Here is a 26,271-nt window from a genome sequence, read left to right as displayed (position 1 = left end):
GAAAAACAGTAAGAAAATGAATTCTAAAGACAAAAAAACGAAGTAAAAACCACAGTTCTTGATAAAAAACAATCGGAAATCCATCTAAAAAATGGATTGCAGTAATTTATTGAATTTTGCAACGGTCTTCAGTTACTTTTAATTCTTCATCTTTTCCGTGCTGATTATAACAGGAAAAAAGAAGCAATAGTATCAAACACATTATAAATTTCATCGAAATAGGTCTTCGTTTACGTAAATACTTTCTTTTTTATAGATCATGTTAAATTAATCAGCTTGCACCTAATGGCCTTAGTGAATGTAGGAAATGAGGTGTCTGGACGGCAATCTTGTCGACTTTGTTATTTGTTACTATGTCTCTAAAACATTACTTTTCATTGGATAACCCGATATTTGAGATAACCAATGTTAGGCTACGTAAAGTCTACTGTCAACTTCTTTTATAAACTTTTCTCCCAGTTCCAAAAGTGTATTTACAAAGTTAACAATCTGTTCTATTTCTCTTTTATTCCTACTTCTATCCCCATCGAAATTTATATCCATTTCATGTATGATTTTATTCCGTTCTAAAAAAATACTCTGAAGTCCAATGAAATCAGTTACTATTGAATTTGAAGGAACATCAAAAAAAGAAGCAACTTTTAAAATTTGATCTTTAGATTGCAAACTGTTGCTTGTAAGATGATATTCAAGCCTTTTTTTTAATTCTTCACGGGGATTCGCTGATGTAAGAAGTTTTGCCATTAATTTTGAATCTATTCTTAAATCATCTGATTTTTTGTCTTGAATTTCTTTTTCAACAAAGCTTTCAAACATATTATTTGCTCCCTCATTCACTTCTATTAAATTTGAAAGTGAATCTTTTATTGCTTGCTTAATTAAGGAATCCAAACCTCCAGTTGCGAAGACAAACATTGCCCTTAATAGATCTTCTTTTTCTTCCACATTTTCAATTTCGTGATGAATTGATAATAAAGAATTTAGCGTGAGTGCACATTCATTTATAATCAAATGGCTTTTTTCTAATTCTTTAGATTTAGGCTTAAAAGTTAATTCGAATATTTCTGGCATAATTATGATAAATGAAGTTCTTCTGGTTTAAAGTCTTTAGTAGATGAAGGTCTTGGTGAATAACCCGCAAATCCAGGATAACCAGGGTAACCAGGATAACCAGGATAGCCTGGATAACCAGGATAACCACGATATGGAAAATAACTTCTTTGATAAAAACGATTATTTGGGAAAATAGAGCCCAAATATTTGCCGTTTTTAGTTACAGCATGTTCATCTTCCCATGGAAACCATCCAATCCATAATGCTTTCGTATTGTATAAATATTTGTCTATTTGGAAGGCAATCCATTGACCACTGGAATTATATAAATATTTTATGTTTGCCATTTTCTTCTTAATGTTGATTAAGGGTCTTGTTAAACGTAAGTAGCGAGGAATTTGAAAGCTTTCTTATCGGCTAATTCGTTTTGTTACTTGGTCTCTAAAATATAACTTTTTGAATAAACAGCCGCTATTTCCGCTTAACCGACTTAGGTTTAAATGTAAATTGATTGGGTAATATTCATTTTTAAGTCTTCCTGTAATTCCTTTGAATCTACGTGCCTAAATAATAAAATTTTGCTTCTCATCAATTCTTGAATATCATTTTTACCCCGAATATTCAAAAGGTTTATAAGTAACTTTGATTTTGAACTCTGGTTATGATAAATTACTATTATATTTTTAATGTGTGATTTGAGTCTATTTACGAAATCAAATACTTCATTTATATAATCTTCATCAGATTTATCTAGAGAGTGTCCATAAAAGAAGAACATGAAATTAGAACTTCGATCTTCATGTAATTCTTTAATGAATAGGTAATCAGTATCATTATTTAATTTTTGGAAGTATTTAGTAAATGGTAAGAAGAACTTTTTATCAATTTTGTGAGGTGGTATTTCATTGATACCAATTACAATTTTATTCAATTTGGAATTAATTCTTCCATGTAAAAAGCTTGTTTTTCTCTGCGGATTAAATAGTTTCTCAAAGGTTGGTGTATAGTTAAAAGTATAATGATGACTTATCCACATATATAATTCCTCATTGATTTTTCCTTTAAACGTATCGTAAAATGGAAAAACGAACACTTCAAAATAAAGATTAAAAATCTTTTTGAATTGAATTAGCTCTTGATATAAAACTTTAGTAATTTTTTCAATATCTAAATCTGTATAAACATTATATCTTTTAATTAAAAATTCCGGGTTAAAAGTTACACTATAAGATTTGTCAAAACTTAAAATTGAAAATTTTCCTAGTACTTCAATTAATTCAATATTATTATGGAACCTATCTTTTTTCCATGTTAAGCTATCAACATTTAATGGGCCTTTACCAAAAATATTTGCTTTTATATAATTTAAGGAAGTGAAAAATATTTCAAGTACATATTCAATTCTGTTTTCAAAATCAATCCAACTATCTATTCTATATTCATTCTTAAAGAAATCAAACCAAACGTTATTATCCAATTCGTTGATCAGTTTTTTTATTTCTTCATGGTCTAAATTGAATTTTTCAAAATTGGATAATGTTTTATCATAACTAAGGCTATTACTGTAAACCGCATCGAAATCTATTTTTCCTGATTTTATATAATTTAAGATATTAATGAAATCGTTATAAGAGGTAGGTAGACCAAAATTTAAATCAAATCCGTTTCCTGTAATTAAAATTTTAGGCATTTCTTTTTAAATTTTTCAAGACTCGTTCTCATTCTTAACAAGAATAGTACTACGATTATAAATAAACTTGCATTTAATTCTTTCCCGTTCTGCACCTCAAACTTTCTCCTCTTTCCCGTCCTTTTTGAACGCAAGTAACGTGGAGTAGGGACAAATCTTTGTTGGCTTACTTATGTTATTTGGTTTCTAAAAACATCCCTTTTCAATGGATGTTAAATATCTTTATTATTACTCTTTTTCTAAGACTTTTTTCTTTTCTACATCATATTCCTCTTGAGTTAAAACCCCCGTATCAAGTAATTTCTTTAGTTTTTCAAGTTGATCATATTTATCTGGATTAGATTGTGAAACATCTTTTTCATCATTACAGATTTCGATTTCGCAAGTTACTATTGCATTTTCGATGTCAATAGTATAATTGGTAATATTTCCCCCTCCAACAGTAAAATAGACCCCTTTAAATCTTTTAGAATCATATTTTTTAATTTTTTTGAGAGTAACTATTAAACCAGAATTCGCTGCACCTAATCTATTTTGATCCGCATTGTAATTTGCATTATTTGTAGCACCAGCTATTGCTCCCCATCCTCCCATATTTACATATACAAATCTACCATTAGTATCAGAACCTCGTCCGAGTTTAAAGTCATCTCCCACTTTGTATGTTATTCCATTTGATGCAGTGAATTCATCTAATTTTTCAACGTTTTGGGCTTGCAAAAAATTTAAAGTCAGAAGAACAATTGTCAAATAAGTAATTTTTTTCATGTTCATAGTTTTTAATTAATAATTTAAAGTGGTTAAAATGTTCGGTAAAAGTATTGGCTAACGTAAGTAGAGCTGTGTAGGTACAAGCTCTTATCGGTTTAGTTGCTTGGTTATTAATCTCTAAAATATCGCTTTTTAAATGAATGCAAGTTATTTTTATTTAAACCGAGGTTTGCAACTAGCTTTTATAATTTCCAATTTAATACATTGTCTAAAGGATGACTTATTTGGTTATTCGAAAATATTTTAGTTTCGTTTATAAGCGATTTTTCTAATATATCAGTAATTTTTGATATATAGTCGTTTAAACTTTTAGTACCTCGTATGATATATGCCACTTGGAGGTAATCAGGAAGAGTTTTTTCAGAAATATCTTTCAAGGTCAAAACTGAAAGTTTTATTTTATTGTCTTTTATCCCCTCTTCTAAACCTTTATCGAGTATTGCAGAATGACCGTATCCAATCTCAAACGGAACCCATTCCGATCTGTATGTTTTTTCTGAAACTACAACTAACATATGTGTGCTTTCTCGAATACCTTTTTTAATACTTTCCGTAATTAATTCTGGATTACCTTGAGCTGCTGCTTGTTGTAAATCTTCATCCAATTCATCTAAATAGTAATCAATCTCTGCTTCTTTTAAATACTCCGCAATTTTTCTACATTCGTTTTTGTCCTCTTTTTTGTGACTAAGAAACACACAAGGCCTTTCTTTGACATTATTTGATTCTATCAACCAAAATAATTTATCTAAGGTTTCCGCTTTATTTAATCCTTTAACCATTATTTCCTTTTTTGAGCAATCCAAAGTGTATGTTCTCTGGAAATGGCATTTTCTGAATCTAATACAAATTCCGCTAAATCATTATCTGAATTAACATTGCCTAATGAAGCTTGTATGAAATTTAATTCTTGTGCAGCTGTTGTATAAGCTTGTTTTAATTCTTGGTGCTGTTTTAATTGCAGCCAACTTAAGGCTGAAGCGGATATAGTTGTAAAAAAACCAACTAAATTCCAATTAGAGTCTGGGAATTTTATTAAAAAAGCAATACTCAAAATTGCAATGAGTTGTGAAATAATTATAACTAAAAACCAATTACTGTATTTTTTCTTATTAAACTCAGCTTTTGATGCATACCAATCCTTTTGATCATTTATTCTATTTTGAATATAAAAATCCTTTCTTTCTAATGTATTTAAATTTCTAACTTCCCACATTTTGTCAGTTATTACCGGAAGTACTACAGTTCTAGCATTTAATGAATCATTTAAATCTTTAAATTCATTGCTAAACTCTTTAAGTCGCGATATAAATATCTCTTTTACTTCTTCCTTTTTGAGAAATACTTCAAAACTTTCAGCACAAGTTATGAATCTCCAAGTCAATGTTTTACAAGATTCTGCCAGAGCTCTACCTTGATACCAAACATCTTCAAATTTTTTAGTCCTAATTACCAAAGTTAATGTGAAACTGACTAAGAGTAAAACTCCAGAAATGACATAAACCCAAAGCTTGGGTTCGGTGTCTTGATAATTATATATTGCCAATGCCGAAGCAGTTATCATAGATATTAAATCATAAGCAATTATATTTTTGTAATTTTTTTGAGCATGCATTGAAGCAGCATCAGAAGCTTGATATAAACCAGGAAAGTCTTTTTCATCCATTTTTAATCATTTAATCCAAGTGATGCATAAACAGGATCATTATAAGTTCTTCCACCTATAGAACTGTTTGTCGTTCTTTTTTTAAACTCAGAAGGGAAGTTGTCTAATGCATATTTAATTATTCTCATTTTGAATGGAATATGAACAACATAAGTGTCTCTTATAATTGGTGGACAAGTATTATTATTTTGTTTTCTATCTCCATTTAAATTAACAGCTATTATCGGAATATTCAAATTTTGAGCAATTTCTAATTCCCACCTAACATATTTATATAAATTTTTAGTTGAATCGCCAATTAATACAATCACTTGACTGGCATTTTGAAATCTTTTTCGAAGTTTTGATTTGATATAATCTTCATTACTCGCAGTAGAAGTCAGAGGGTATTCGTCGTGAGCATTTTCAAAGTCAAAATCTATATTTTTTAAAGATTTCCATCCTTTCATTCTTGCAAATGCCCACTTGTCATTGTCTCCGTCAAAAATTATGTACGTTTTATTTTTATGTCCCATTTTAATTATTTCTTTTTTAGCTTACACTTAACTAGTTATATAATACTTATTCAAAATCCTAATCCCATTCTCCTCAAGAATAACAGTATGATTGTTAATCAGATAGCATTTAATTCTTTCTCAATTTATACATCAAACTTTTACTTGCAACATTACCTGAAAAAATTCACTCATCTATGCACTTTCTACTATGTCAATCTCCTCCTCTGTCAATCCATAAAGCTTGTAAACCAACTGGTCAATTTCTGCTTCTAAGGAAGAGGTGTCTGCTGCGGGATTTTCTTTTTTCATTTGAAGAATAATCTCCACAAATTGGATTATATCTAAAATATGGTTCTGTTTTTTAGGTATTAGAAATTTTTCAATTGTTGTTTTCTTAAAAACGTAGGCACCACCTGCCGTTTTTTCTCCTATTATTGAAAAGTAAAATTGATATAATTTTGAATTAAACAACGCAAGAATATATTTTAAAGGAATGGTATCCGAAGTAAGTAAAAATGAGGCACTTGTTAATAGTTTTTGATCTTGATCGAAAGCAAAATCCCACCCACCAGAAATTAAACCCCAAACGATTTTTTCCTTTTCAAATAATTCAAAGTAACTAGCGGCACATCTTTGCAATGCATACCATTCATACCGTATTCCGGTTTCAGATTTGTTTCTATTTTCTAATTTGTGTTTGAACGATACCAAATGGTTATACTCTTCGGCATGAGAAGATTTAAACTCATTTTCTGCAACTTGACTTGCTCCCTGAATACTATTATCATTGTGAATAGGAAAATGCCAAGGAACAAAGAGCAGCTTTAAATTGTTATTCGAAAGTTTATACCGGTTGATGTCTTTCCCTCTTAGAAACTGCTTTGCGATACCAGAATTATAAATAGAAGAATCTTCCGAAATTATGAAAGCATTGTCATATCCAGTAGTAATTCCTCTTCTGATTTGCAAAGTATTATCGGCGCTTAATGGGTTTCCCCGTTGATTCAGCTTTCGAACCAAATTTTGTTCATCAAGTTTGGAGAAAAGCCAAAAATTATTCGAAAGTAATTTTGCATCAAGGACTAATCTTTTTTCTTCATATCTCAAATTAAATTTTTCTTGATCTATGGACTCTTGTTTAAATTCCAGATATCTAAAAGTCTTTGATGGAACCTTTTTATCTATTCTTATTATAACACTTGAAACTAGTGCTTCATCAAAAATTGGAACCAATTCAAAATTTATCATTTCATCTACGTCGAAAGACATTAAAAATCTTCGTAACGGTTTGCCGTATTCTGTGTTGAAAAATTTATTTGTCGAAATAAACGCAAACTGGCCCTTATCTTTTAAAAGTCTAAAGGCTCGTTCAAAAAAGAAAACACTTAAATCTGCTGTACCGGAATAAACTGAATATAATTCTCGAAATAACACTGTCGCACCTTGAGATTTTCGCTGCTGTATATACGGCGGATTCCCAATTACCACATCAAAGCCCACATAATCCCCTTCCTCATTCAGCACCTCCGGAAATTCAAATCGCCATTCAAAAGCGTTTTCATAGATCTTATTGTCTTTGATCTCTTGTATTTCAGTTTCCAGTTTTTTGCTGTCCTTAGAAAGCTTTTCCAGCTTTTTGTTCCAAGTGGCTTTTTCCCGTTTAGACATTTCAAACATCTGGGTCTGGTTGGTCAAAAGAAACAATTCGCCTTTTACTTTTTGTAGCCTTTTAACCTTAGGATCGTTGGAGGAGATCTCGCTCCTAAAGTCGTTTTTAATGTCGTGAATGATCTTCTCCATCTCCCGCTTCTGCTCCTTATTTTCGGCATTACGGTAAGTATCTACAGCCAAACGATAGCTGTCTATGTTCCATTTACTCTCCTTAAGCGCCTTGCTTAAGTCGGCATCCAGATCAAAGCGGCTTATAAGCGAATTTCCACATTTGATGTTGATATCGATATTCGGCAACGTCTCCAGTTCCCCCTCCCGGCCTCCCCCGAAGGGAGAGGTGTCGTTTTCCCACTTATAATAAGTATTTTTCAAAAGTTCTATCCACAATCGCAGCCTACAGATCTTAACTGAGTTCGGGTTGATATCTACCCCAAAAAGGCAATTCTCAATGATCTGTTGCTTCTCGTGGAAAAGTGCTTCTTGTATGCGCTGGCTTTCCTTTGCAGAGGGATTGTATTCAAATAGTTCCCCCTCCTCATCTGTCACAATAAGTTCATCGTTCACCACTTCCACCTGATATTCTTTCAGCCTTCTGCCGCTGCGGTCCTGCAGAATATTCAAATCGTTTTTAATAGCGATTATCTCATTAAGAGCAGATACCAAGAAATGTCCCGAACCAACCGCCGGATCACAAATTTTGAGACTGTTAATAATTGTATTGGCTTCCTTACGGTCTTCTATACGATCATATAGTTCCTCCAGATCTTTACATTCCCAGCTTTTGGTTTCATTAAATTTTTGAACTACCGCTTTCCTGATAGTCTCCCGGCACATATACATCGTAATAAAACCGGGAGTAAAGAAAGAACCGTCTTTATAACCATTGATCTTTTCAAAAATAAGACCGAGCACAGAGGCATTTATAAGTGTCTTGTTATCTTCCTGTATGCTCTCCCCTCCTTCACTGCTAAAATCGTAGGAGTTAAGGAACTCAAACAAATATTCGAGCGCATTGAGCTCGCCGCTGCGCTTTTTACCTTTTTTATCCTTTAGCACAGTAGCGCTATAAATAGGCAACACTTTATCATCACGGAGGTTGCTGATAAAAAGGGTAGCATGTTCAATATCTGTAGGTTCAAACAGGGAACTATTAAGATATGGCACCTTTTCAAAAAGCGCTTTTACATCTTCATTTCGTTCAGAATGTTTTTGCGCCAGGACTTGAAAGAACAAACTATTAAGATCATCGTAATTTTGAATCCTGTCTAGGCTCAAAAATTCGTAGGTGGTATCCCCTTTCTGGTAAGTGAGCAATTGCGCTTCCAGCAGCTTAAGAAATAGGATCCTGTTGAGCCAGGTGATGCTCAATTCTAATCCCACATTAAACAGTCGTTCCTGTTGAGTATCTCCAAAATGAGAAGGATTTGGCAACTGACCAATCTTATCCATACTTTCCAGTTGGATGATGGCATTTTCTAAAAAAGAGCCTGTGTTTCGATTGCCTTGCTTTTGTCGCTCTATGAGCTTCTTGCCTCCTTGTTTGGTTTCGGTAAGGCCTATAATATGAAGTAACTCGCCGTAAAAGCGTTTATCTAGACTATTGCTGTCATTTGTGAACGGCAGCTTCAGTAAATGTTCTGGCGATAGCAGTTTGAAAAGTGCTATTAGTTTGTTGTCATCTTTCGGATTGTTATTCCGAAGGGGTCTTTCATAGTTCCGGATGTCGAAATGGGTGAATTCCACCTCTTGCTGCATTTCAGCAATAAAAGGTTCTGCTATTTCCTTATAGAAGAAATCGGTGGTTTTCCCTGCCAGCCTTCCGGCTTCAAAATCTATAAACTGACTTACAAGCCGTTTGTTTTGAGCGAAGGACTTTTCAAAAATATTGGCATCAAAAATATACCACTCATTTATATTGGTTGCAATTAGATATTTCACCTCCAGATTTTTCTGCGTGATACGCTCCCTGAGATAATACAAAACTAGTTCCTGAAAGGCTTTAACGTTCACCTTCTCTTTACTAAGCATCTCTGCCCTGTTCGTAGGTTTCTTAGCTTCAATAATTACCCCAACTGTACTTCCGGCTTTGTTTCCGTTATGGATCACCAGGTCATTACGACCTTTGGTATTTATAAAATGATTGGGTTCATAATACGTTTTCTTCAGAAAATCTATGACCAGGTTCTTGTGGAATTCCTCGCTTTCGGTATCATTGGTCCTGTCCAGTAACTGAATAAGATTTTCCTTGAACTGCTCGATCTGCGATCTGTTCGGCTTTACCTTTAAAAAAGCTTTGTTGAGTGCCTTGCGCGGCTTAAGTATGTTTGTATTCCCTGAATTGATTGACTGTTCTGTCTGCATGCAGAAATGGGGGTTATTATTAAAAATAAACAGCGCGTAGGGACGCCATTATCAAATGCCTTGTTAATGAGTTCTTAAAAGTAGGTAAATTTTTGAATTTATAGTTGCAGATGCTGAGAAAGAACAAAGTTTTCCGAAAAAAACAGCAGCATTATGGTAACCCGTAAATGCTAATCGTCAAATAAACTTTCCACATGAAACTTCAGAAAAATTGGCCGTCAAAATATTAACATATCTTCTCAATGAGCATACAGTAAGACCTTACAAATCCTGAGATTGCTTACCACTTAAATATCACGCCTAAAAAAGTGGCAGCATAAATTACTAATTATTTTCCCGTGTCCTTTTTTTGGAAACAAATTTTACAGGCACAATATTATTGTAGAAATCTTGCTGAATTCCACCCAAATAAGTAAATAATTGTATGGAAAACATAAAAAGTTTCAAATAAAAAAAAGACCAAAAAATGATGTCCTTTTTTATTTAAGAGGTATAAAATACATTCGATAAATATAATTGTTTACAGCAATTACAGGAGTTAAGAGTTGTCACACCTTAATTGATTAATCTGTTTTAATTTGAGCCATTAAAATCTTAGTCCCATTATTAATTAGGAATTATTTAGATATACCTGGTAAGCATGAAAAAGCACAAAAAGCCAAAAAAAAATAAGGCTATGAAGATTTATAAGGCGATTATTAAGTCCTTTATAATTTTTGAAGTGGCGGAATACGAATTGGATATATTGGAAAATGGAGAAAAGCATAAGACTTTAGGAAAATGGGGATCTAATATGCTATCCGTTTCCCTAACACTTTTTTTAACATGGCTTACCAGTGAATTTGCAAATGAGTTTCTGCGTTTAATTTTTCTTTTGTTGTGGTTCACAGGAATTTTCCTCGGGATAGTTTTAATATTAATTTCGAGGCGAGATAAAAAATCCAGTAAAACAATTTTGAATCAAATTCGTCAGAGGCATATCGCAAATAAAAACGTGAGATTTTAATGAAAATTAAGTCGTTACAAGGAAGTAAGATATAATTTGATTATTGGATTTTTACTCACTAATTGCTTATCATTAATTCTATTCGCTATCATTTGGTTATGTTTTATAATTAACCATCAAATTAGAACCTTAAAAAGGTAATTTCTCCCCCATTCCACTCTCTGTAACCTTCCACATATTTTCTTCTTTAACAAGTTTAAAGGTCTCTGGTTTTTCCTCGTAAATGGTGGTGAATTGCACCCAAGCATTGTTTCCATTAATGCTGTCTCGAATCAACTTAAAATTTGACTCTTTAACATTATTCTCCTGTGTAAACAGCTCTTGCACACTAAGGAAAGATTCATAACTTTCAGAGGTAGTGTATTTCTTTAATTCTGAATTTTGCTTTTGGTAAAAACTCTCTACTACCATTTCAGCAGTTTCAGCAGGGCTCATTTGAGATTCCCCACAGGAAATAAAAGTGATCAGAATCAAAATAAAAATTGAATTTCTCATAATAATTTTAATTAGGCTTATTGATATAGCGCTGCTTAACTTTTAGTTTTAAATCACGTTCGCCATTTTTTTCGTTGAGATCTAGCACAACCACTTTATCATCTGTAATGGAAAATTTTGGCATCACATAAATGAATCTGGCAGATTGACCTTCCTTAATTATCTTTGGCATTTGGTATTTCAGGGATGGCTCTTGAACCAATTTCTGCATAGATTTCTTTTTTCCATTCTTCCTGGTTTGAATCTATAACGCCCCATCCGGCGGTGCTGGTAGAATTAGGGTTTTTAGGTAATTGGGAGGCAGAAATTTGGTTAAGTAATTCGAATAACATTAATAAACTGGCAATATCTATTTTAAATTCTACTCGGAAAAGTTTAGATTTTAGATAAGGCGATATACGTGCTGAGTATATCAGAATATTTTTGAGTAAAAATGTAAATTTGTTTGAATATAATGAGTGGTAAGCCATTAAAAAAAACCTTCTTTAAAATTGGCATAAATATGATAATAACTAACAGTAATTTAAATGATACCCCGGAAATCTTCAGGCTGTATAAATTAGCTACTGATTTTCAAAAAATAAAATTTCCAGAAAACCAATGGCCTGAATTTGACAAAGAATATATAACTGCTGAAGTTGTAGAAAACAGACAATTTAAATTATTAATTGAAAATAAAATAGCTTGTGTTTGGGCGATAACTTATAGTGATGCCCAAATTTGGGAGAATAGTGAAAATGATACTTCTATCTACATTCATAGGATAGCCACAAACCCTGAATTTAGGGGGAACAACTTTGTAAAGGCAATTGTTGATTAGTCTAAACATTATGCAAGTAGGCAAAATAATCAGTTCATTAGAATGTATATCTGTGGCAAAAATGAGAGATTAATCAATCATTACAAAAATTGCGGGTTTAATTATTTGGGAATAAAAAAATTAAAAAACACATCTCAATTACCATCACATTATCATAATGCAGAAGTGTGCTTTTTTGAGATAGAATTAGAATAAGACTTATAATACCATAAAATTAATTGCTGGGTATATTCATACTTACGAAAAACCTTTCGGATATACTATTCAATTGGTATTTGCTAAATTAGGTGCTTAAAATCTTATACAAAACGTTGTGCAAAAAGCTAAGGCAAATATATAGAATTGTAAGCCATCAAAATAGAAACATATAATATGAAATACAGTATAAAAAACAGGTTTAAAATCTATTACTTACCTATGCTTTTTTTGAGTATTATATTCTGTCTTAATTTTACATTTTTTGGAAACCAACTTTGCCAGTAATTCCTTTTATCATATATACTTCAGGATATCTCAGTATTTTCTTATTGGCTGTTTCCTTACTTATAGGTCCTTTAAATTTAATTTTAAGACGTAAAAACCCAATATCAACTTATATTAGAAGAGATATTGGGATTTTTGGAGGAGTATTGGGAATAATACATTCGGTGGTTGGTTTGTTTATGCGCTTCACAGGTAAACCTTGGCTCTATTTTGTAAAGGAAGTTGGAGATGATTTTATAATTCGTTATGGCAATTTTGGATTGGCAAACTATATTGGATTATTTGGAGCTCTCATTCTCATTTTACTGCTCATTATTTCAAATGACTATTTTTTAGGTAAATTAAAGGCCGTAAAATGGGAGAACTTGCAGCGTTTCACTTACCTGATGTTTCTTTTGGTGATTGCGCACTCAATATTTATAGATTAAACGCAAACAAAGAGGATCTAATCATTTTATTTTACCTACCAATGTTCTTTATCGTATTAGCATTTCAACTAATTGGAATTTGGTTTAAAACGAGCAAGCGCATTTGATTTGATATTTATGACACCCATAATGTAATATTAGATCTCCAAAGATAAACAGATCGATATGACGATTTAATTAATACTTAATAAGCAAGTCGCTGCTAGAAAGCGATTTTTGGTATATTTGGCTTTTACTTGGCTGAAAAAATATCACTTATCTTCCGCCCTACTTTTAATCTACGAACACCTTTGCAATAATTTTTAGAAATGAGCGACAATCAAAATAACCCATTTTGGGAATCAGAATTAACCACGATTTTAGTTGTTTCAGATATATCCAATTCAAAATCATTTTATATGAAAGTGTTGGGTGCTAAAATATTTCGCGAATATGAGGGCGATTCCTTAGTTCTGGAATTTTTAGGAAATTGGATATTATTAGTAACGCCCGGAGGCCCAACCGAAGATAAACCTAATACAAATTTTGTAGCGCCTAAAGAAATTAATTCAGTTAGTCATTCTTATACAATTAGGGTTAAGGATTGTCGAAAGTCCTATGAATTATTAAAGAAAAAAGGAGCTGAATTTATAACACCTCCATTGGATCAGGGAGCGGAAACAAGATGTTTTTTTAGAGATCCTGACGGTCATTTATTTGAAATAAGTGAACATCGTTCATCCGAATGATCAAACTATTTTCGCCACCGGCTACCAGTGAATTGCGGGCATTTGAGTGAAAGGTTGTATTTTAGAGACCAAGTAAAAATCAACAAAGCCTACAAGTTCGCGTCCCTAATCCACGCTATTTACGAACCAAGACAGCTAGAGGTTATATTGACTCGTCCGGAATAAAGGCTACATAATTCTAAACAGTTATGTACAAAAATGACAGAGTAACCAGACGTTCCAGCGAACCATTCAAATTAAAAATTTTATCAGAACTTAGCACTGGAAAATATACTAAGTATGAACTGGGTAAACTCTATGGGATTGCTCCCTCGACCATCAATGAATGGATCAGGAAGTATGAGCGTAAAGACCTAATGAACACAAGGGTTATGATAGAAACAAAAGATGAAAAATATGATAGACAAAGAAATGGACGTGGCAGATTTTGCACAACGTCAAAAGCACATTGTATTGGATGGTATCGTTGAAATCCCAGTTGATATAGCCTATACAGATATAGGTGAGGGTGAACCTGTCATTCTATTGCATGGAATTCCTACTTGGTCTTATCTATATAATAATGTCATAAATTTGTTTGCACAAGAATATAGAGTGATTGCACCCGACTTTTTAGGTCACGGTTATTCAGATAAGCGAGATCTTTTTGACCGTTCCATCGAGATACAGGCTAAAATGGTTCTACGCCTTATGGAAGCTTTAAAACTCGAAAAAGCCCACGTCATTGGTCACGATACGGGTGGTGGTGTTTCATTGATTTTAGCCATTAAGCATCCCAATATTATTGATAAGTTGGTACTTTCTAATATCGTAGTATATGACTCTTGGCCAATAGATGATATGTTGGTTTTGGGAAATCCTGCATGGTCAAAAAAATCAATAGATGAAATTGCAAATTTTCTACTTGAAGGCTATCAGATGGGGTTGAGCAAGCCATATCAACTCACTAAAACTTTTAAAGAAGGTATCAGAGCCCCTTATATGACAGAGGAAGGAAAGATCAGCCTCATTCGAAATGCTTCTTCGCTTAATACCAACCACACCATAAGTCTCATGCCTCGACATAAAGATATACGAGCGCAGACTTTATTGCTATGGGGGGTAGACGACCCTTGGCAAACCATTACGGATGGAAGACGACTACATACTGAGATACCCAACTCTAAACTTATTGAATTGGAAAAGACCTCGCATTGGCTTCAGCAAGACTCACCAGAACTATATGCAAGCAATATACTTGATTTTTTGCGTAACTCTAAGTGATGAATTTTCATAGTGTCATTGGTTCTATTGGAGTTGCATTGTTGCTTCTCGCATATGTGCTTGTGCAATTGAAGAAGGTGGAGTCATATCACTTGTCTTATGCCATCCTCAATTTTCTTAGAGCTACATTGGCAATGTGGTCTTCATGCCGTATCGATTTTATGCCTTTTGTAGTCCATGAAGGTACATGGGTACTGATTTCTTTACAAATGATAATAAAAAATAAAAACAAAAATTAAAAATTTCAACCCCGATCAACCTATTAAATTTTTAAGCCATACAACCTTTCTTTATCAGCAAAGGCCGATTAACTGTTCTTCGTAACTGGACAAATAGGAGCAAATGATGATGGAACTTTCCCTGATGCTTTTGAAGCACAGTTACAAAATATATTCATGCATTTGGATAGAATTTTAAAAGAAGCAAAGGCAGATTGGAATAATGTGGTACAATTGCGCACATTTCACACAGGGGACTTAAAGGCGCAATTTCCTAAAATTATGGAATTGAAAGACAAATATATGCCGGAGCACCAACATGTTTGGACAGCGATTGGTGTAACGCAACTAATCTTTAAACCAAGAAAAACAGAGATAGATATGATAGCTTTAATCAAATAAGCAAAAAATAAAAACCTCCAACATCGGTTACCAGCAAATAGTGGGCATTCTAGTGAAAAATGATATTTTAAAGACTAAGTAACAAACAACTAAGCCGACAAGAACTCGTCCCTACTCCACCCTACTTGGCAAGACCGTTGCCATCAATTACTCCAAGAAGATTAAAGTTCATAAGTTTTATGAATATGATAAAAAAACAAGTGTTCAATTGGAATAAATTATGAAAAATTGAGATATTCGAGGATAAGAAACCTATTAGAGTGTTTTATCTAAGTCTTACCATTTATACTCTTTTAGACATTACAAATGCTAAAGTATAATTGGAATCGGGAGAAACTAGTCAATTGTTTATAGCTTGTCCGATGTTATTGCTGTTTATATTTTGAATGATTAAAAAGGGTTAAGGTGGCTGTTAATATTCGTTAAGCAGATAGATTAAGTTTAAATTTTGCTATAATTTTAAATTAGACAAAAATTAATTAACCCATAAAATACCGTACAGCGGAAAACGATATGAAAGCAAAAGATAAAAACATCGAAAAGAAAGATAATTTAAAATACAATCCAGAAATTACCGAGCACGATAATGACGTTCTTAACCAAGACAACATCCACGGGGATGGAGGCGACGACCAACAATTGAAAGACAGAAAAAGAAAAGTAGATTTTGCTGGTGCAGATCTAGATGTACCTGGACGTAATCAAGCAAAAAAAGGAAACGGACCCGAGGGTTTTAATGACGAGGAAAACAAACTCTTTAGTCAAGGCGGTGACTCTAAAGATAACTTAGAACGAGACGACGCTAAGAATCAAAAAAAGAAATAATAGTATTAGAGAATTATTTATTATTAATTACCAAATCAGTAATAAAACCAATTTTTTTTCCAATTGGAAAGTCTTATTGGAAGTAAAAATGTGAAATAGAACTAGACCAATTGAGCTAACAAAAAACAAGGCTTATTAAATTAAAAAGAAGTTAGATATTCTTATAGCTCAAAATGGTTCCTAAAGAAATAATATCCGAATGTAAATATCTAAGAAAATAAATTCCTGATAAATTATCATTCGATTATGTCGCAAAAGAAGTATCCATTGGTTATCGCAAAATAGCGGGCATTCCAATGAAAAGTGATATTTTAAACGTCAAGTAAATTTTCAAATAATTATAAATGAAAAATTTTAAAAATAAAGTTGCAATCATTGTAGGTGGAACCAGCGGAATAGGTAAATCTACCGCAGAGCAATTACTAAAAGAAGGTGTTATAGTTCACATTATTGGCCGAAGTACAGATAAAATAGAAGACCTTCCAAATCTTTTTAAACATAGAACAGATATTACCGATGGTGGTCAGCTTGATAATTTGATTAGCGAAATCAATGAATTTCAAACTATTGACTATTTGGTAAATGCTTCCGGAATTTTTGGGCCAAAGCCTTTTCTTGAGCATACAAAGGAAGATTACGATTCATATCTTGATTTAAATAGAGGATTCTTCTTTTTAACTCAAGCCATTGCAAAGAAAATGAAAGAAACTAAGGGAGGCTCAATTGTAAATATAGGTTCAATGTGGGCAAAACAAGCTATAAAAGCAACACCATCTTCTGCATATGCAATGCAAAAAGCGGGATTGCATTCATTGACAAAGCATTTGGCAATGGAATTGGCTGACTATAACATAAGAGTAAATGCTGTATCACCAGCAGTAGTCAACACGCCTGTTTATCACAGTGTGTTTGGTGGAGAGGAAGAGGCGGAGAAAGCTCTCGAAGGCTTTAATGATTTTCATCCCATTGGACGAATTGGCACGCCAAAAGATATATCAAATAGCATTGTATTTCTTTTATCTGACGATGCATCTTGGATAACTGGAGCTATTTGGGATACAGACGGCGGAGTTATGGCTGGGAGAAATTAAATGCAAATAACTAAGCCTTTGTGTAGCCGGTAAGGCCAACATGAACGAAATGTTGACTTATCTGGCTGATTGACGATGCCACTTGACCAGTAAAAAAGTGCTTCATCAAGTTCTCTCTCAGGACCGCCGATTTCTAGATTTTGACAATTCTAGGTTATTTGCAACACTTTCATCTTCTTTACTCCCACAATGTTAATCCTACTCATAATATAATGGCGGCAGCGCCTTTAAATTCCTAGCTCAAGACCAACTCCTGAAAGTTAATCACCATAATGTGATTTGCATGATCTCCTTTACCCTTCGGGCCCAGAGACAAATTCTCAAAATTTTCTTTTGCCTTTCCATCCAAAACCAATGATGGATGAGTATAAAAATTTTATAAAACTCTCATCTCAAGTACCGTTTTGTTGCTTCTCATTTTGCCTAAATCGTATCCAGAAGCAAAGTAGGACACACAACTTTGCACAACAAGGAATTGAGATAATATTCAAAATACATCATCTTTTTTGATACAAAATTCTTATCAAGAGAATGATTTATTACTAGATTTTTCCATTCATGTTTAGTTATTTTTAATAGGCTATAAAATTGTACATAAACAACTAGTTCCGTAGCTAGAATTAATCATTTTACTTATCCTACTTCTTCCTCTTATTCTAGAAGCAGTAAAATCTCAAACCTATTTTGACCTTGATTAGTAAAAATTCATGGTAGGAGTTATTGAACACCTTATATGCTTGTTTTTACACCTCTAAAGGAGCGTATAGAGCCAAATTAAAGTAAATATCCATCTTTAATTTCAACATCTCTGATTCGTATCTTATTCCTCAGCCTACCAAAAAAAGCCTTATTTTAGTCACAAATCTTTTGAATAACCGAGGTTATTCCAAAGATTGACGTAAGCCTTCATTATTATGACCAACCTTTAACAAATAATAAAACCCCTAAAATAACCCAAAAGAAACTTTTGACTGAAGAAAAATTATTTAAAACCAATAATTCTAATAAAATGAAAAAACGTACTATTTTAATTTCATTTGTACTTGCTTATTTCCTCGTAGTTAATTTTAACCTATATGCACAAGACAAAATCCTTCAAGAACTTGAAGAAATTGCCATTGTTGATCAAAAGATAATGATGCCAATGCGCGATGGTATTCGCTTAGCAACTGATGTATATCGTCCAAAAACTGATGAAAAAGTGCCTGTTATTTTTTCTCGCACACCTTATAACTTTAATTCTTGGGGAGATGGAGAACAAAAAACTAGAACGGCAGAAAAAGCTTTAGAAGCAGTTAAAAGAGGTTATGCTTATGTAGTCCAAAATGAACGTGGAAGATATTTTTCAGAAGGAGAATGGGATATTTTAGGAGTGCCATTAACCGATGGTTATGATGCATTTACTTGGATGAAAAATCAGTCTTGGTCTAATGGTAAAATAGGAACTCTAGGTTGTTCTTCTACTGCAGAATGGCAAATGGCTGTTGCAGCTTTAGATCATCCTTCTCATTCGGCAATGGTTCCTCAAGCCTATGGCGCTGGTGTGGGTAGAGTTGGCAAAATTAACGAACAAGGTAATTGGTATCGTGGCGGAGTTGAACAAATGTTATTCTTTTCTTGGTTATATGGTGTAGAGCATGATAAATTTAAACCCCGAATTCCAGCAGGAGCTACTCAAGAAGATTTAATTAGAATTTCCAGATTTTACGATTTAGCACCCGAAAATCCGCCAATAGATATGGCTGAAGCACTTAAACATTTACCTATTCAGGATATACTAAAAAATATAGATGGTAAAAATGAGATTTTTGATAAAATGATACGCCGTAAACCAAATGATAAAGCTTGGTTTAATGGAGGAATTTACCATGATAATATGGAAATTGGTGTTCCAAGTTTTTGGTTTGCTTCATGGTATGATGTATCTATTACTCCAAATCTAGCCTTATTTAACCACGTTAGAAATAATTCTAAAGATGCAATCATAAGAGATAATCAATACTTAGTAATTTCTCCAACCTTACATTGTGGTTATACTCGAGCAACCGAAAACACTATCGTTGGTGAACGCAGCGTTGGAGATGCAAGACTTAACTACGATGAGCAAATTTATGCTTGGTTCGATTATTGGCTTAAAGGGGAACAAAACAATTTTAAAGAGAAAACACCAAGAGTGCAATATTATACAATGGGAATTAACAAGTGGCAAGCATCTGAAACTTGGCCGCCAGAAAAAGCGGAATTAACAACCTATTATTTAAACAGTTCTGGTAAAGCCAATAGCCTTTTGGGAGATGGAAAATTAACGACATCTAAAGCAAATTCAGATAAGCCAGATGGTTTCACTTATGACCCAATGAAACCAGTGCCTTCTTATGGAGGTAATGTGTGCTGCACAGGGAATGCAATTCAAGGAGGTGCTTTCGATCAGCAACAAATGGAAACCAGAAATGATATTTTGGTTTACACCACAGATATTTTAGAAGAAGGCGTAGAAATTTCAGGATTTATTGAATCCACTTTATATGTGTCTTCAGATGCAAAAGATACCGATTTTACCATTAAACTTATAGATGTATATCCTGATGGAAAAGCTTATAATTTGGATGAAACCATACAGCGTGTAAGATATCGTGAAGGTTATGAAAAAGAAGTGTTTATGGAGAAAGATAAGGTCTATAAAGTAGATTTAACTCCAATGTCTACCAGTAATTTCTTTAAAAAAGGACATAGTATACGTATTGAAATATCTAGTAGTAATTTCCCTCGTTTTGCTCGTAATCTAAATACTGGAGGTAATAATTATGATGAAAAAGAAAGTGTAATCGCTCATAATAAGGTGCATCATTCTTCAAAATATACATCACAAATAAGGCTACCAATGATTTCTAACTAAGCTTTGCATAAAAATCATTCTTAACAAAATGAGATGAAAATTAGCCCAAGATTTCATGAAATTCATTATCATGAAGATTGATAAAAAAATTATTAAGCGTTCGTGTGGCCCATAAGGACTAACATGAATGCTTAGTTTTTATAAGCTTTGATTTTTTTATCTCGTTCTATACTCTCCAAACCTTCGATTAAGTAAAAGAAAATCTAAATTTTTGGATTTTAAAAATGGAAGAGAGATCAGGGATGAATTACATTTTTAGAAAACTCCTTGTTCTTATTTTTTAAAAGCAATAGCATCAATTTCAACACCTTGACCTCCAGGTAACTCTTTAACTGCAACTGTGGATCGAGCAGGATATTGACCTTCAGAGAAATAACTTTGATATACTTTATTTACAGCTTCAAAGTCACTCATATTTATCAAGAAAATCGTTACTTTAACAATCTCATCCATTGAATAACCACTTCCTTCAACTACATTTTTCAGATTATCCATAACCACTATGGCTTGTCCTTTTATTTCTCCTAAAAATCTTTCTCCCGTCACAGGATCTTTTGTTCCTTGTCCTGAAACAAAAAGCTGTTTAATATTATCTTCCTGCACTTCCACTGCAGGGAAGTACGGACCTGAAGTCACACTGTTTTTTGGCTTATGATGAATTATTTTCATTTGTTTTACGATTTAAATTATAAAATCTTTGAGATTGCACTTTCTATTTTATCTAACTTAATTTCTTGCACATTTGCTTTTTGATATTGCAAAACTTCAGAGTCCTTTAAGCCTGAACCTGTTAGAATCATTACAACAAAGGCATCTTTTTCAATTTTACCAGCTTGTTTCAATTTTTTGATAGCAAAAAGGCTTGTCGCTGATGCTGGTTCAACGAAATAACCTGATTCTGCAAGTCTTTTTTGAGACTCAATGATTTCTTCCTCCGTAACATCCTCAGCCAACCAACCATATTTACTAACTTTATCAATTATTTCATCTCCTCCCATCGGGTTCCCTGAAGTTATCGCCTCTGCAATGGTATGAAAGTTTGAAAAGGGAATAACTTGCTTTTTGCCTTGTTTAATAGCACTAACGATGGGGCTATTATTATGAGCTTGAACAACAATCATCTTTGGAAGTTTTGTGATAATCCCAGCTTCTTTTAATTCTCGATACCCTTTGAAAATACCACGAATATGACCGCAAGCTGATGTAGGAACGGCAATATAATCTGGCACTCTTCTTTGCATTTGTTCAAACAGCTCGAAAGATGCCATTTTATAGCCTTCTACGCGTATTGGACCATTCCCTGAGACAATCCTTAAATTCAATTTTTTAGCTAAACTTAAAACCTTTTTTTTTATTTCAGAATAATCAGGAGCGATAATCTTCACCACAATTGCTCCATGAATCCCCATTGCCATTATTTTCTCCTTTGGCGTAAAATCTGGAACAAAAACAATTACCTTTATTCCTGACTTGGCTCCAAAAGCAGATATTGAAGCCCCCATATTTCCTGTGGAAATAGTGGCAGTTACAGATTCTTTCATTTCTTTCGCCATAGCGATGCAAGCTAAAGAACCTCGATCCTTAAAGCTCCATGTAGGATTCTGTGTTTCATTTTTAAGATAGAGGTTGTTCAAATCAACAAAGTCGAGGAGTTTTTTATCAGCTTTCATCAATGATGTATTTCCTTCCCCCAAAGAAATCGATTCATCAATTTTTGAGAAAGGCAAGAAATCAGCATAGCGCTCCCATAAATACTTTCCGTCCCTGATTTTTGCTTTTTCAATCCCTTCAATTTTAACCTCCAATGATTCTCCGTTATCTGCAAATTCTTCGATTCTTTCGAAAGGATAATCTTGATTTGTAATTGTTGAGAATAATTTAATTTTGTTTGTCATGAGAATGTTTAAAAATTTTATAAAATGCCCGCTATTTTGTGGAGCAACGGAGCAAAAAACACCTTATTTTCCCCTTTTCTAATTGAAAAATTTAGATTTTCTCCCTTATTATATGCGCCAGGAGTTATATTACCAAAAGATAAAAAAAATATTGCGTATATCACCTTTTAAAATCATCCTTCAATTAAAGAATGCAGCCAACAGCGGTTCCTATAGCAAACAGGGCATTTAATTAAAAAGTGATTTTTTAGACATCAAGGACAGTACAACTAAGTCGACAATCCCAATAATAAACGGGAAGAATCCCAACTCCACGCCATTTGCGTTAAGCCCTATTTTATAAAACATGTATTTGTATAACAATGTCAGAGTAATTAGACTTTTGTATATATTGGTCTATCCAATGGTCTGATTGTAAAAACAGAAAAATTTATGAGATATTTTTTATTTCTTTTTAGCTCAAGCTTTTATGGTCAAGTTTTACCTCATAAGATTCATTCCTCCCAAAGAAAAACAGCTGTATTCGCGAACGGGACAAATAATAGACAGCAAGGAGTTGGCCAAAACCTTTGGTCTAAATACATTTCGAGTCCAATAAATTCAACGGACATTAAGACAGTTACCTATCAAAGCAGAATGCCCCTGTTAGCGGTCTTAAATTTTACGCTACTTGGATTTATTAAAAGTCAATTTTAACCTATTTTTACCCTATGAATATTTCCCTGAAAAATCAAAGAATCCTTGTTACAGGAGCTTCCAGAGGAATTGGCAGAGCCATTGCAAAGCAACTCTCCGAATCTGGTGCTGAGGTAATCATCCACTACAATTCTAACAAGTTAGAGGCCGATAAACTGAAAAATGAGCTTCAAAATCTAAGTTTTACAGAGTCATGTGATCTTTCCGATTCTTCTCAGGTGAGAGGCTTCATTCCCCGACTTGTTCAGAAGTATGGTCCGATATCCGCGCTGGTAAACAATGCCGGAATTTCCCCAATTGCAGAGGATTCATTGCCTACGGATGAATGGTTAAAAATTTGGGAACAAACCTTCGCTGTAAACTCAACGGCTGTCGGGATTTTATGCAAAGAATTTATCGATCAGGCCAAACCTCAGCAGAATGGTCGAATCGTAAACATATCCTCGCGAGCAGCTTTTCGTGGTGATACCACAGATTATATAGCCTATGCCTCTTCCAAAGGGGCAATTGTAAGTCTCACCCGATCTATTGCCAGACATTACGGAAAGCAAGGAATCAAAGCATTTTTGATCGCTCCCGGCTTTACCCGGACCGACATGGCCAATGCTATCCTGGAAGAATACGGTGAGGACTTCGCCTTAAAAGACATTGCGCTGAATGAACTTACAACGCCGGAAGATCTCGCACCCATGGTCACCCTGCTTTGTTCTGGATTGGCAGATCATGCCACCGGAACATCGATTGATATGAATGCCGGATCATACGTTAGGTAAAAGCTTCAGGCAGGATAAACTCATTTCTTTCCCGATAATTAATGCAACAAACTTGTATTAGGATTTAATAAACGATAGATCTAAAATTGTCTATATTTATTCAATTGTACCAATAGATCCATCAGATTACAACAATATTTTTACTTCGAATTTGGGCATAACAAATAAAGTAAACATTACAAACACAACTAAAGCCACGAACATGGATATTAAAATCACCAAAACAGAAAACTCCAGACTAAAGGATATAGACTTCAACAATATTCCGTTTGGCAAGTATACTTCAGACCATATGTTTATGATGGATTATGCCGATGGAGAGTGGAGTGATTTCAGAATTGTTCCCTATCAAAGTTTACAGCTCGACCCACAATCTAAAGCCCTGCAATATTGCCAATGCATTTTTGAAGGCATGAAGGCTACCTTTGGTGCAGATGGCATTCCAAAATTGCTGCGCCCCGATTTAAATATTGAACGGTTTAATCTTTCAGCGGAGCGTATGTGTATGCCTGCGGTGCCGGACGAACTGTTTTTATCAGCCTTAAAAGCAATAACCCATTTAGAAATAAACTGGATTCCTAAAGCCGAAGGAAGTGCGTTGTACCTGCGCCCTACAATGGTAGCCACTGAAAGTTCGTTGGGCGTAACTCCTTCAAGTAATTACACGTTTTATATTTATACTGCTCCTGCTCAGCCCTATTTTACAACACCCATAAAATTAATTACAGAACAAACTTTGATAAGAGCTGTACCTGGAGGTACAGGCGAAGCCAAAACTGGAGGCAATTATGCGGGATCCCTTAAGGCTAGTCAGTTAGCAAAACAAAAGGGTTACGATCAGGTTATCTGGCTGGAAAGCCCTAAATTTAAAAAGATACAGGAAGCAGGTATGATGAATTTATTTTTTGTTATTGGTAACACCGTAGTGACACCAGCACTTAGCGGTGCAATTTTAAAAGGCACCACTCGTACTTATTTTCTTGATATTCTTAAAGAGAAAAATAAAAAGGTAGAGGTACGGGATATTTATATTGATGAAATTATAGAAGCATATCAACAGGGAAATCTAACTGAAGCTTTTGGTTCGGGCACGGCAGCGGTGGTATCGCATATTTCAGAAATTACACATGGCGATGTATGTATGACTTTGCCTAACGCTGAAGAAGCTGAAGTCAGCAATATGTTACATAAGGAAATAAATGGGCTAAGGGCAGGAACCATTGAAGACAAACGCAACTGGTTAGTGCCGGTTTATTAAACATTTAAATAATTAAATAATAGTTATGAAAAAAATTAATTGGAGTGATATCCCGGTAGAACAAGTAAATCCAAAAATGAAAAGACAATTCATTCATGGAGAAAAGGTTATGATTGCTAAGATGGAATTTGAGGATGGATTTACTGTCCCCTGGCATTCACACGACAATGAACAAATAACCGAAGTGCAGGAAGGCGTACTTCGCTTTTGGTTCGATGATGATGAAGATAATTCTTTTGACATATTGGCTGGCGAAGCAATTATTATTCCGGGTAATCGCAGGCACAAAGCTTTAATGATTGGCAAGGTTATAGAAACCGATACCTTTGCGCCACCACGGCAAGACTGGATTGATGGCTCAGATAATTATTTAAGGAAGTAATTGGTAAAATGATTACAGAAATATAAATTTTTAATATGGATTTAGGAATACAAAACAGGGTTGCGTTAATCCTTGCATCAAGCAAAGGCTTAGGTAAAGCCGTTGCAATTGAATTGGCAAAAGAAGGTGCAAAAGTTATTATATGTGGAACAGATGCGTCCGCATTGGCAGCAACCAAAGCCGATATTGAAGCAATTGCTCCTAATAATGTGGCATCGTTTGTTTGTGATATTACAGATGAAGCCCAACGTAAAAACCTGGTGGAACAAAGTGTAAAAGCTTTCGGTAATATTGAAATTTTAGTAACCAACACGGGTGGTCCCGCATCCGGAGCATTTGAACAGTTCAATTTAGAGGATTGGAAACACCTTTACAATTTATTGTTCTTAAGCGCTGTTGATATTATTCAACAGGTGTTGCCGAGTATGAAGGAGAAAGGTTTTGGACGTATTTTAACCATAACATCTGTTGCTGTTAAACAACCTGCCGACAACCTTATTTCCTCAAATGCTGTACGAACAAGTTTATTAGGTTTGGTAAAAAGCCTGTCTAACGAAGTAGCTACTTATGGCATCACAGTAAATAATTTGATGCCAGGATACACTCATACAAACCGGCTCGAAAGTTTAATTGAGAAAAATCCAAAAGTAAACGAGGTAAAAGATTCCATTCCGATGAAGCGGTTTGGAAAACCCGAAGAGTTTGCCGCTGCTTCCGCATTCTTAGTAAGTGAACGGGCAAGTTATATTACAGGGCAGTCATTAGCAGTTGATGGCGGGTGGATTAAGGGAAGCTAAACTATAAACTATAGTACCAAGTTCTCCGAAATGTTGAACCGTTTTGAAATATATTTTCACTAAATAAAGGCTTTCAAAAAGATAAAATACAAATTCACGAGAGTCA

The 26,271-nt window shown here is 33.9% G+C and carries 27 protein-coding genes; 14 read left to right on the top strand and 13 right to left on the bottom strand.

Annotated elements, in window-relative coordinates; translation table 11 throughout:
* Nucleotides 1-408 precede the first annotated feature (408 nt).
* From H033_RS0111825 to H033_RS0111790, 8 genes are all read right to left on the bottom strand, one after another.
* Nucleotides 409-1,071: a hypothetical protein gene (locus tag H033_RS0111825; protein ID WP_026838502.1), complete on the bottom strand. Its 663-nt coding sequence runs from the start codon at nt 1,069-1,071 to the stop codon at nt 409-411.
* A gap of 2 nt (nt 1,072-1,073) precedes the next feature.
* Nucleotides 1,074-1,400 (bottom strand): hypothetical protein, encoded by a 327-nt coding sequence (locus H033_RS0111820; protein ID WP_026838501.1) that lies wholly within the window; start codon nt 1,398-1,400, stop codon nt 1,074-1,076.
* A gap of 149 nt (nt 1,401-1,549) precedes the next feature.
* Entirely contained in the window at nt 1,550-2,743 is a 1,194-nt protein-coding gene (locus H033_RS0111815) for an AbiH family protein (protein ID WP_026838500.1), read from the bottom strand.
* A 228-nt stretch (nt 2,744-2,971) separates the two neighbouring features.
* Complete coding sequence (locus tag H033_RS0111810; protein WP_026838499.1) at nt 2,972-3,511, bottom strand: SHOCT domain-containing protein; 540 nt, start codon at nt 3,509-3,511, stop codon at nt 2,972-2,974.
* A 185-nt stretch (nt 3,512-3,696) separates the two neighbouring features.
* A complete protein-coding gene (locus H033_RS20140) occupies nt 3,697-4,296 on the bottom strand; it encodes a toll/interleukin-1 receptor domain-containing protein (RefSeq protein ID WP_034886198.1) in 600 nt (199 codons plus the stop codon).
* A complete protein-coding gene (locus H033_RS0111800) occupies nt 4,296-5,180 on the bottom strand; it encodes a DUF4231 domain-containing protein (RefSeq protein ID WP_026838498.1) in 885 nt (294 codons plus the stop codon). The genes H033_RS20140 and H033_RS0111800 overlap by 1 nt, the downstream gene beginning before the upstream one ends.
* A gap of 2 nt (nt 5,181-5,182) precedes the next feature.
* Nucleotides 5,183-5,695: a TIR domain-containing protein gene (locus tag H033_RS0111795; protein ID WP_034886197.1), complete on the bottom strand. Its 513-nt coding sequence runs from the start codon at nt 5,693-5,695 to the stop codon at nt 5,183-5,185.
* Nucleotides 5,696-5,869: 174 nt separating this feature from the next.
* Nucleotides 5,870-9,709 carry a class I SAM-dependent DNA methyltransferase gene (locus H033_RS0111790; RefSeq protein ID WP_051227903.1) on the bottom strand — a complete coding sequence of 1,280 codons (3,840 nt, stop codon included), beginning with the start codon at nt 9,707-9,709 and terminating at the stop codon, nt 5,870-5,872.
* A gap of 640 nt (nt 9,710-10,349) precedes the next feature.
* Here H033_RS0111790 and H033_RS0111780 point away from each other — a divergent pair.
* Nucleotides 10,350-10,715, top strand: a complete 366-nt coding sequence (locus H033_RS0111780) for a hypothetical protein (RefSeq protein WP_026838495.1) — start codon at nt 10,350-10,352, stop codon at nt 10,713-10,715.
* A 129-nt stretch (nt 10,716-10,844) separates the two neighbouring features.
* Here H033_RS0111780 and H033_RS0111775 read toward each other — a convergent pair whose 3' ends face one another.
* The 3 genes from H033_RS0111775 to H033_RS22105 are packed head-to-tail and all read right to left on the bottom strand — an operon-like array spanning nt 10,845 to nt 11,542.
* A complete protein-coding gene (locus H033_RS0111775; protein WP_026838494.1) occupies nt 10,845-11,210 on the bottom strand; it encodes a hypothetical protein in 366 nt (121 codons plus the stop codon).
* A gap of 7 nt (nt 11,211-11,217) precedes the next feature.
* Nucleotides 11,218-11,421 carry a DUF4138 domain-containing protein gene (locus H033_RS21340; RefSeq protein ID WP_081661843.1) on the bottom strand — a complete coding sequence of 68 codons (204 nt, stop codon included), beginning with the start codon at nt 11,419-11,421 and terminating at the stop codon, nt 11,218-11,220.
* Nucleotides 11,366-11,542, bottom strand: coding sequence for a hypothetical protein (locus tag H033_RS22105; protein WP_231367639.1), 177 nt, complete (start codon nt 11,540-11,542; stop codon nt 11,366-11,368). Before H033_RS22105 ends, H033_RS21340 begins: the two co-directional genes overlap by 56 nt.
* Nucleotides 11,543-11,664: 122 nt before the next feature.
* On the opposite strand from H033_RS22105, the gene H033_RS22385 reads away from it, so the two are divergent.
* From H033_RS22385 to H033_RS0111715, 9 genes are all read left to right on the top strand, one after another.
* A complete protein-coding gene (locus H033_RS22385; RefSeq protein ID WP_316928638.1) occupies nt 11,665-12,030 on the top strand; it encodes a hypothetical protein in 366 nt (121 codons plus the stop codon).
* A 473-nt stretch (nt 12,031-12,503) separates the two neighbouring features.
* Nucleotides 12,504-12,941: a ferric reductase-like transmembrane domain-containing protein gene (locus H033_RS0111755; protein ID WP_026838493.1), complete on the top strand. Its 438-nt coding sequence runs from the start codon at nt 12,504-12,506 to the stop codon at nt 12,939-12,941.
* Nucleotides 12,942-13,249: 308 nt separating this feature from the next.
* Nucleotides 13,250-13,669 carry a VOC family protein gene (locus tag H033_RS0111750; RefSeq protein WP_026838492.1) on the top strand — a complete coding sequence of 140 codons (420 nt, stop codon included), beginning with the start codon at nt 13,250-13,252 and terminating at the stop codon, nt 13,667-13,669.
* A 396-nt stretch (nt 13,670-14,065) separates the two neighbouring features.
* Nucleotides 14,066-14,932 carry an alpha/beta fold hydrolase gene (locus H033_RS0111745; protein WP_026838491.1) on the top strand — a complete coding sequence of 289 codons (867 nt, stop codon included), beginning with the start codon at nt 14,066-14,068 and terminating at the stop codon, nt 14,930-14,932.
* Complete coding sequence (locus H033_RS22505; RefSeq protein WP_034886196.1) at nt 14,932-15,171, top strand: CBU_0592 family membrane protein; 240 nt, start codon at nt 14,932-14,934, stop codon at nt 15,169-15,171. Before H033_RS0111745 ends, H033_RS22505 begins: the two co-directional genes overlap by 1 nt.
* Nucleotides 15,172-15,243: 72 nt before the next feature.
* Nucleotides 15,244-15,552, top strand: a complete 309-nt coding sequence (locus tag H033_RS20130; protein WP_081661841.1) for a Rid family hydrolase — start codon at nt 15,244-15,246, stop codon at nt 15,550-15,552.
* Between the two features lie 513 nt (nt 15,553-16,065).
* A complete protein-coding gene (locus tag H033_RS0111730; RefSeq protein WP_034886195.1) occupies nt 16,066-16,377 on the top strand; it encodes a hypothetical protein in 312 nt (103 codons plus the stop codon).
* Between the two features lie 344 nt (nt 16,378-16,721).
* Nucleotides 16,722-17,468 (top strand): SDR family NAD(P)-dependent oxidoreductase, encoded by a 747-nt coding sequence (locus tag H033_RS0111725; protein ID WP_026838488.1) that lies wholly within the window; start codon nt 16,722-16,724, stop codon nt 17,466-17,468.
* Nucleotides 17,469-18,435: 967 nt separating this feature from the next.
* Complete coding sequence (locus H033_RS0111715; RefSeq protein WP_231367607.1) at nt 18,436-20,364, top strand: CocE/NonD family hydrolase; 1,929 nt, start codon at nt 18,436-18,438, stop codon at nt 20,362-20,364.
* A 273-nt stretch (nt 20,365-20,637) separates the two neighbouring features.
* On the opposite strand, the gene H033_RS0111710 is transcribed toward H033_RS0111715, so the two are convergent.
* Together H033_RS0111710 and thrC are read right to left on the bottom strand one after the other, a co-directional pair.
* A complete protein-coding gene (locus H033_RS0111710; protein WP_026838486.1) occupies nt 20,638-21,033 on the bottom strand; it encodes a RidA family protein in 396 nt (131 codons plus the stop codon).
* A 17-nt stretch (nt 21,034-21,050) separates the two neighbouring features.
* Nucleotides 21,051-22,259 carry a threonine synthase gene (gene thrC, locus H033_RS0111705; RefSeq protein ID WP_051227899.1) on the bottom strand — a complete coding sequence of 403 codons (1,209 nt, stop codon included), beginning with the start codon at nt 22,257-22,259 and terminating at the stop codon, nt 21,051-21,053.
* A 710-nt stretch (nt 22,260-22,969) separates the two neighbouring features.
* Here thrC and H033_RS0111695 point away from each other — a divergent pair.
* The 4 genes from H033_RS0111695 to H033_RS0111680 all read left to right on the top strand — a co-directional run bounded on the left by H033_RS0111695 (nt 22,970) and on the right by H033_RS0111680 (nt 26,165).
* Nucleotides 22,970-23,728 carry an SDR family NAD(P)-dependent oxidoreductase gene (locus H033_RS0111695; protein WP_026838484.1) on the top strand — a complete coding sequence of 253 codons (759 nt, stop codon included), beginning with the start codon at nt 22,970-22,972 and terminating at the stop codon, nt 23,726-23,728.
* A 202-nt stretch (nt 23,729-23,930) separates the two neighbouring features.
* Nucleotides 23,931-24,986: a branched-chain amino acid aminotransferase gene (locus tag H033_RS0111690; RefSeq protein ID WP_034886194.1), complete on the top strand. Its 1,056-nt coding sequence runs from the start codon at nt 23,931-23,933 to the stop codon at nt 24,984-24,986.
* Nucleotides 24,987-25,011: 25 nt separating this feature from the next.
* Complete coding sequence (locus H033_RS0111685) at nt 25,012-25,368, top strand: cupin domain-containing protein (RefSeq protein ID WP_026838482.1); 357 nt, start codon at nt 25,012-25,014, stop codon at nt 25,366-25,368.
* A 35-nt stretch (nt 25,369-25,403) separates the two neighbouring features.
* The gene (locus tag H033_RS0111680; protein WP_026838481.1) at nt 25,404-26,165 is read left to right on the top strand and encodes an SDR family oxidoreductase; all 762 of its coding nucleotides are present in this window, start codon (nt 25,404-25,406) and stop codon (nt 26,163-26,165) included.
* The last annotated feature ends 106 nt before the right edge of the window (nt 26,166-26,271 follow it).

The sequence above is a fragment of the Gillisia sp. JM1 genome, assembly GCF_000424645.1.
In the GTDB taxonomy this organism is placed as follows: Bacteria; Bacteroidota; Bacteroidia; order Flavobacteriales; family Flavobacteriaceae; genus Gillisia.
The sequence above is the reverse complement of the archived record's forward strand: the minus strand, read 5'-3'. Positions and strand labels throughout refer to the sequence as shown.

Bases quoted from the DNA above. Each gene is read 5' to 3' on its own strand.
- H033_RS0111825 (WP_026838502.1), bottom strand. From the start codon at position 1,071: ATGCCAGAAATATTCGAATTAACTTTTAAGCCTAAATCTAAAGAATTA.
- H033_RS0111820 (WP_026838501.1), bottom strand. From the start codon at position 1,400: ATGGCAAACATAAAATATTTATATAATTCCAGTGGTCAATGGATTGCC.
- H033_RS0111815 (WP_026838500.1), bottom strand. From the start codon at position 2,743: ATGCCTAAAATTTTAATTACAGGAAACGGATTTGATTTAAATTTTGGT.
- H033_RS0111810 (WP_026838499.1), bottom strand. From the start codon at position 3,511: ATGAAAAAAATTACTTATTTGACAATTGTTCTTCTGACTTTAAATTTT.
- H033_RS20140 (WP_034886198.1), bottom strand. From the start codon at position 4,296: ATGGTTAAAGGATTAAATAAAGCGGAAACCTTAGATAAATTATTTTGG.
- H033_RS0111800 (WP_026838498.1), bottom strand. From the start codon at position 5,180: ATGGATGAAAAAGACTTTCCTGGTTTATATCAAGCTTCTGATGCTGCT.
- H033_RS0111795 (WP_034886197.1), bottom strand. From the start codon at position 5,695: ATGGGACATAAAAATAAAACGTACATAATTTTTGACGGAGACAATGAC.
- H033_RS0111790 (WP_051227903.1), bottom strand. From the start codon at position 9,709: ATGCAGACAGAACAGTCAATCAATTCAGGGAATACAAACATACTTAAG.
- H033_RS0111780 (WP_026838495.1), top strand. From the start codon at position 10,350: ATGAAAAAGCACAAAAAGCCAAAAAAAAATAAGGCTATGAAGATTTAT.
- H033_RS0111775 (WP_026838494.1), bottom strand. From the start codon at position 11,210: ATGAGAAATTCAATTTTTATTTTGATTCTGATCACTTTTATTTCCTGT.
- H033_RS21340 (WP_081661843.1), bottom strand. From the start codon at position 11,421: ATGCAGAAATTGGTTCAAGAGCCATCCCTGAAATACCAAATGCCAAAG.
- H033_RS22105 (WP_231367639.1), bottom strand. From the start codon at position 11,542: ATGTTATTCGAATTACTTAACCAAATTTCTGCCTCCCAATTACCTAAA.
- H033_RS22385 (WP_316928638.1), top strand. From the start codon at position 11,665: ATGAGTGGTAAGCCATTAAAAAAAACCTTCTTTAAAATTGGCATAAAT.
- H033_RS0111750 (WP_026838492.1), top strand. From the start codon at position 13,250: ATGAGCGACAATCAAAATAACCCATTTTGGGAATCAGAATTAACCACG.
- H033_RS0111745 (WP_026838491.1), top strand. From the start codon at position 14,066: ATGATAGACAAAGAAATGGACGTGGCAGATTTTGCACAACGTCAAAAG.
- H033_RS22505 (WP_034886196.1), top strand. From the start codon at position 14,932: ATGAATTTTCATAGTGTCATTGGTTCTATTGGAGTTGCATTGTTGCTT.
- H033_RS0111730 (WP_034886195.1), top strand. From the start codon at position 16,066: ATGAAAGCAAAAGATAAAAACATCGAAAAGAAAGATAATTTAAAATAC.
- H033_RS0111725 (WP_026838488.1), top strand. From the start codon at position 16,722: ATGAAAAATTTTAAAAATAAAGTTGCAATCATTGTAGGTGGAACCAGC.
- H033_RS0111710 (WP_026838486.1), bottom strand. From the start codon at position 21,033: ATGAAAATAATTCATCATAAGCCAAAAAACAGTGTGACTTCAGGTCCG.
- thrC (WP_051227899.1), bottom strand. From the start codon at position 22,259: ATGACAAACAAAATTAAATTATTCTCAACAATTACAAATCAAGATTAT.
- H033_RS0111695 (WP_026838484.1), top strand. From the start codon at position 22,970: ATGAATATTTCCCTGAAAAATCAAAGAATCCTTGTTACAGGAGCTTCC.
- H033_RS0111690 (WP_034886194.1), top strand. From the start codon at position 23,931: ATGGATATTAAAATCACCAAAACAGAAAACTCCAGACTAAAGGATATA.
- H033_RS0111685 (WP_026838482.1), top strand. From the start codon at position 25,012: ATGAAAAAAATTAATTGGAGTGATATCCCGGTAGAACAAGTAAATCCA.
- H033_RS0111680 (WP_026838481.1), top strand. From the start codon at position 25,404: ATGGATTTAGGAATACAAAACAGGGTTGCGTTAATCCTTGCATCAAGC.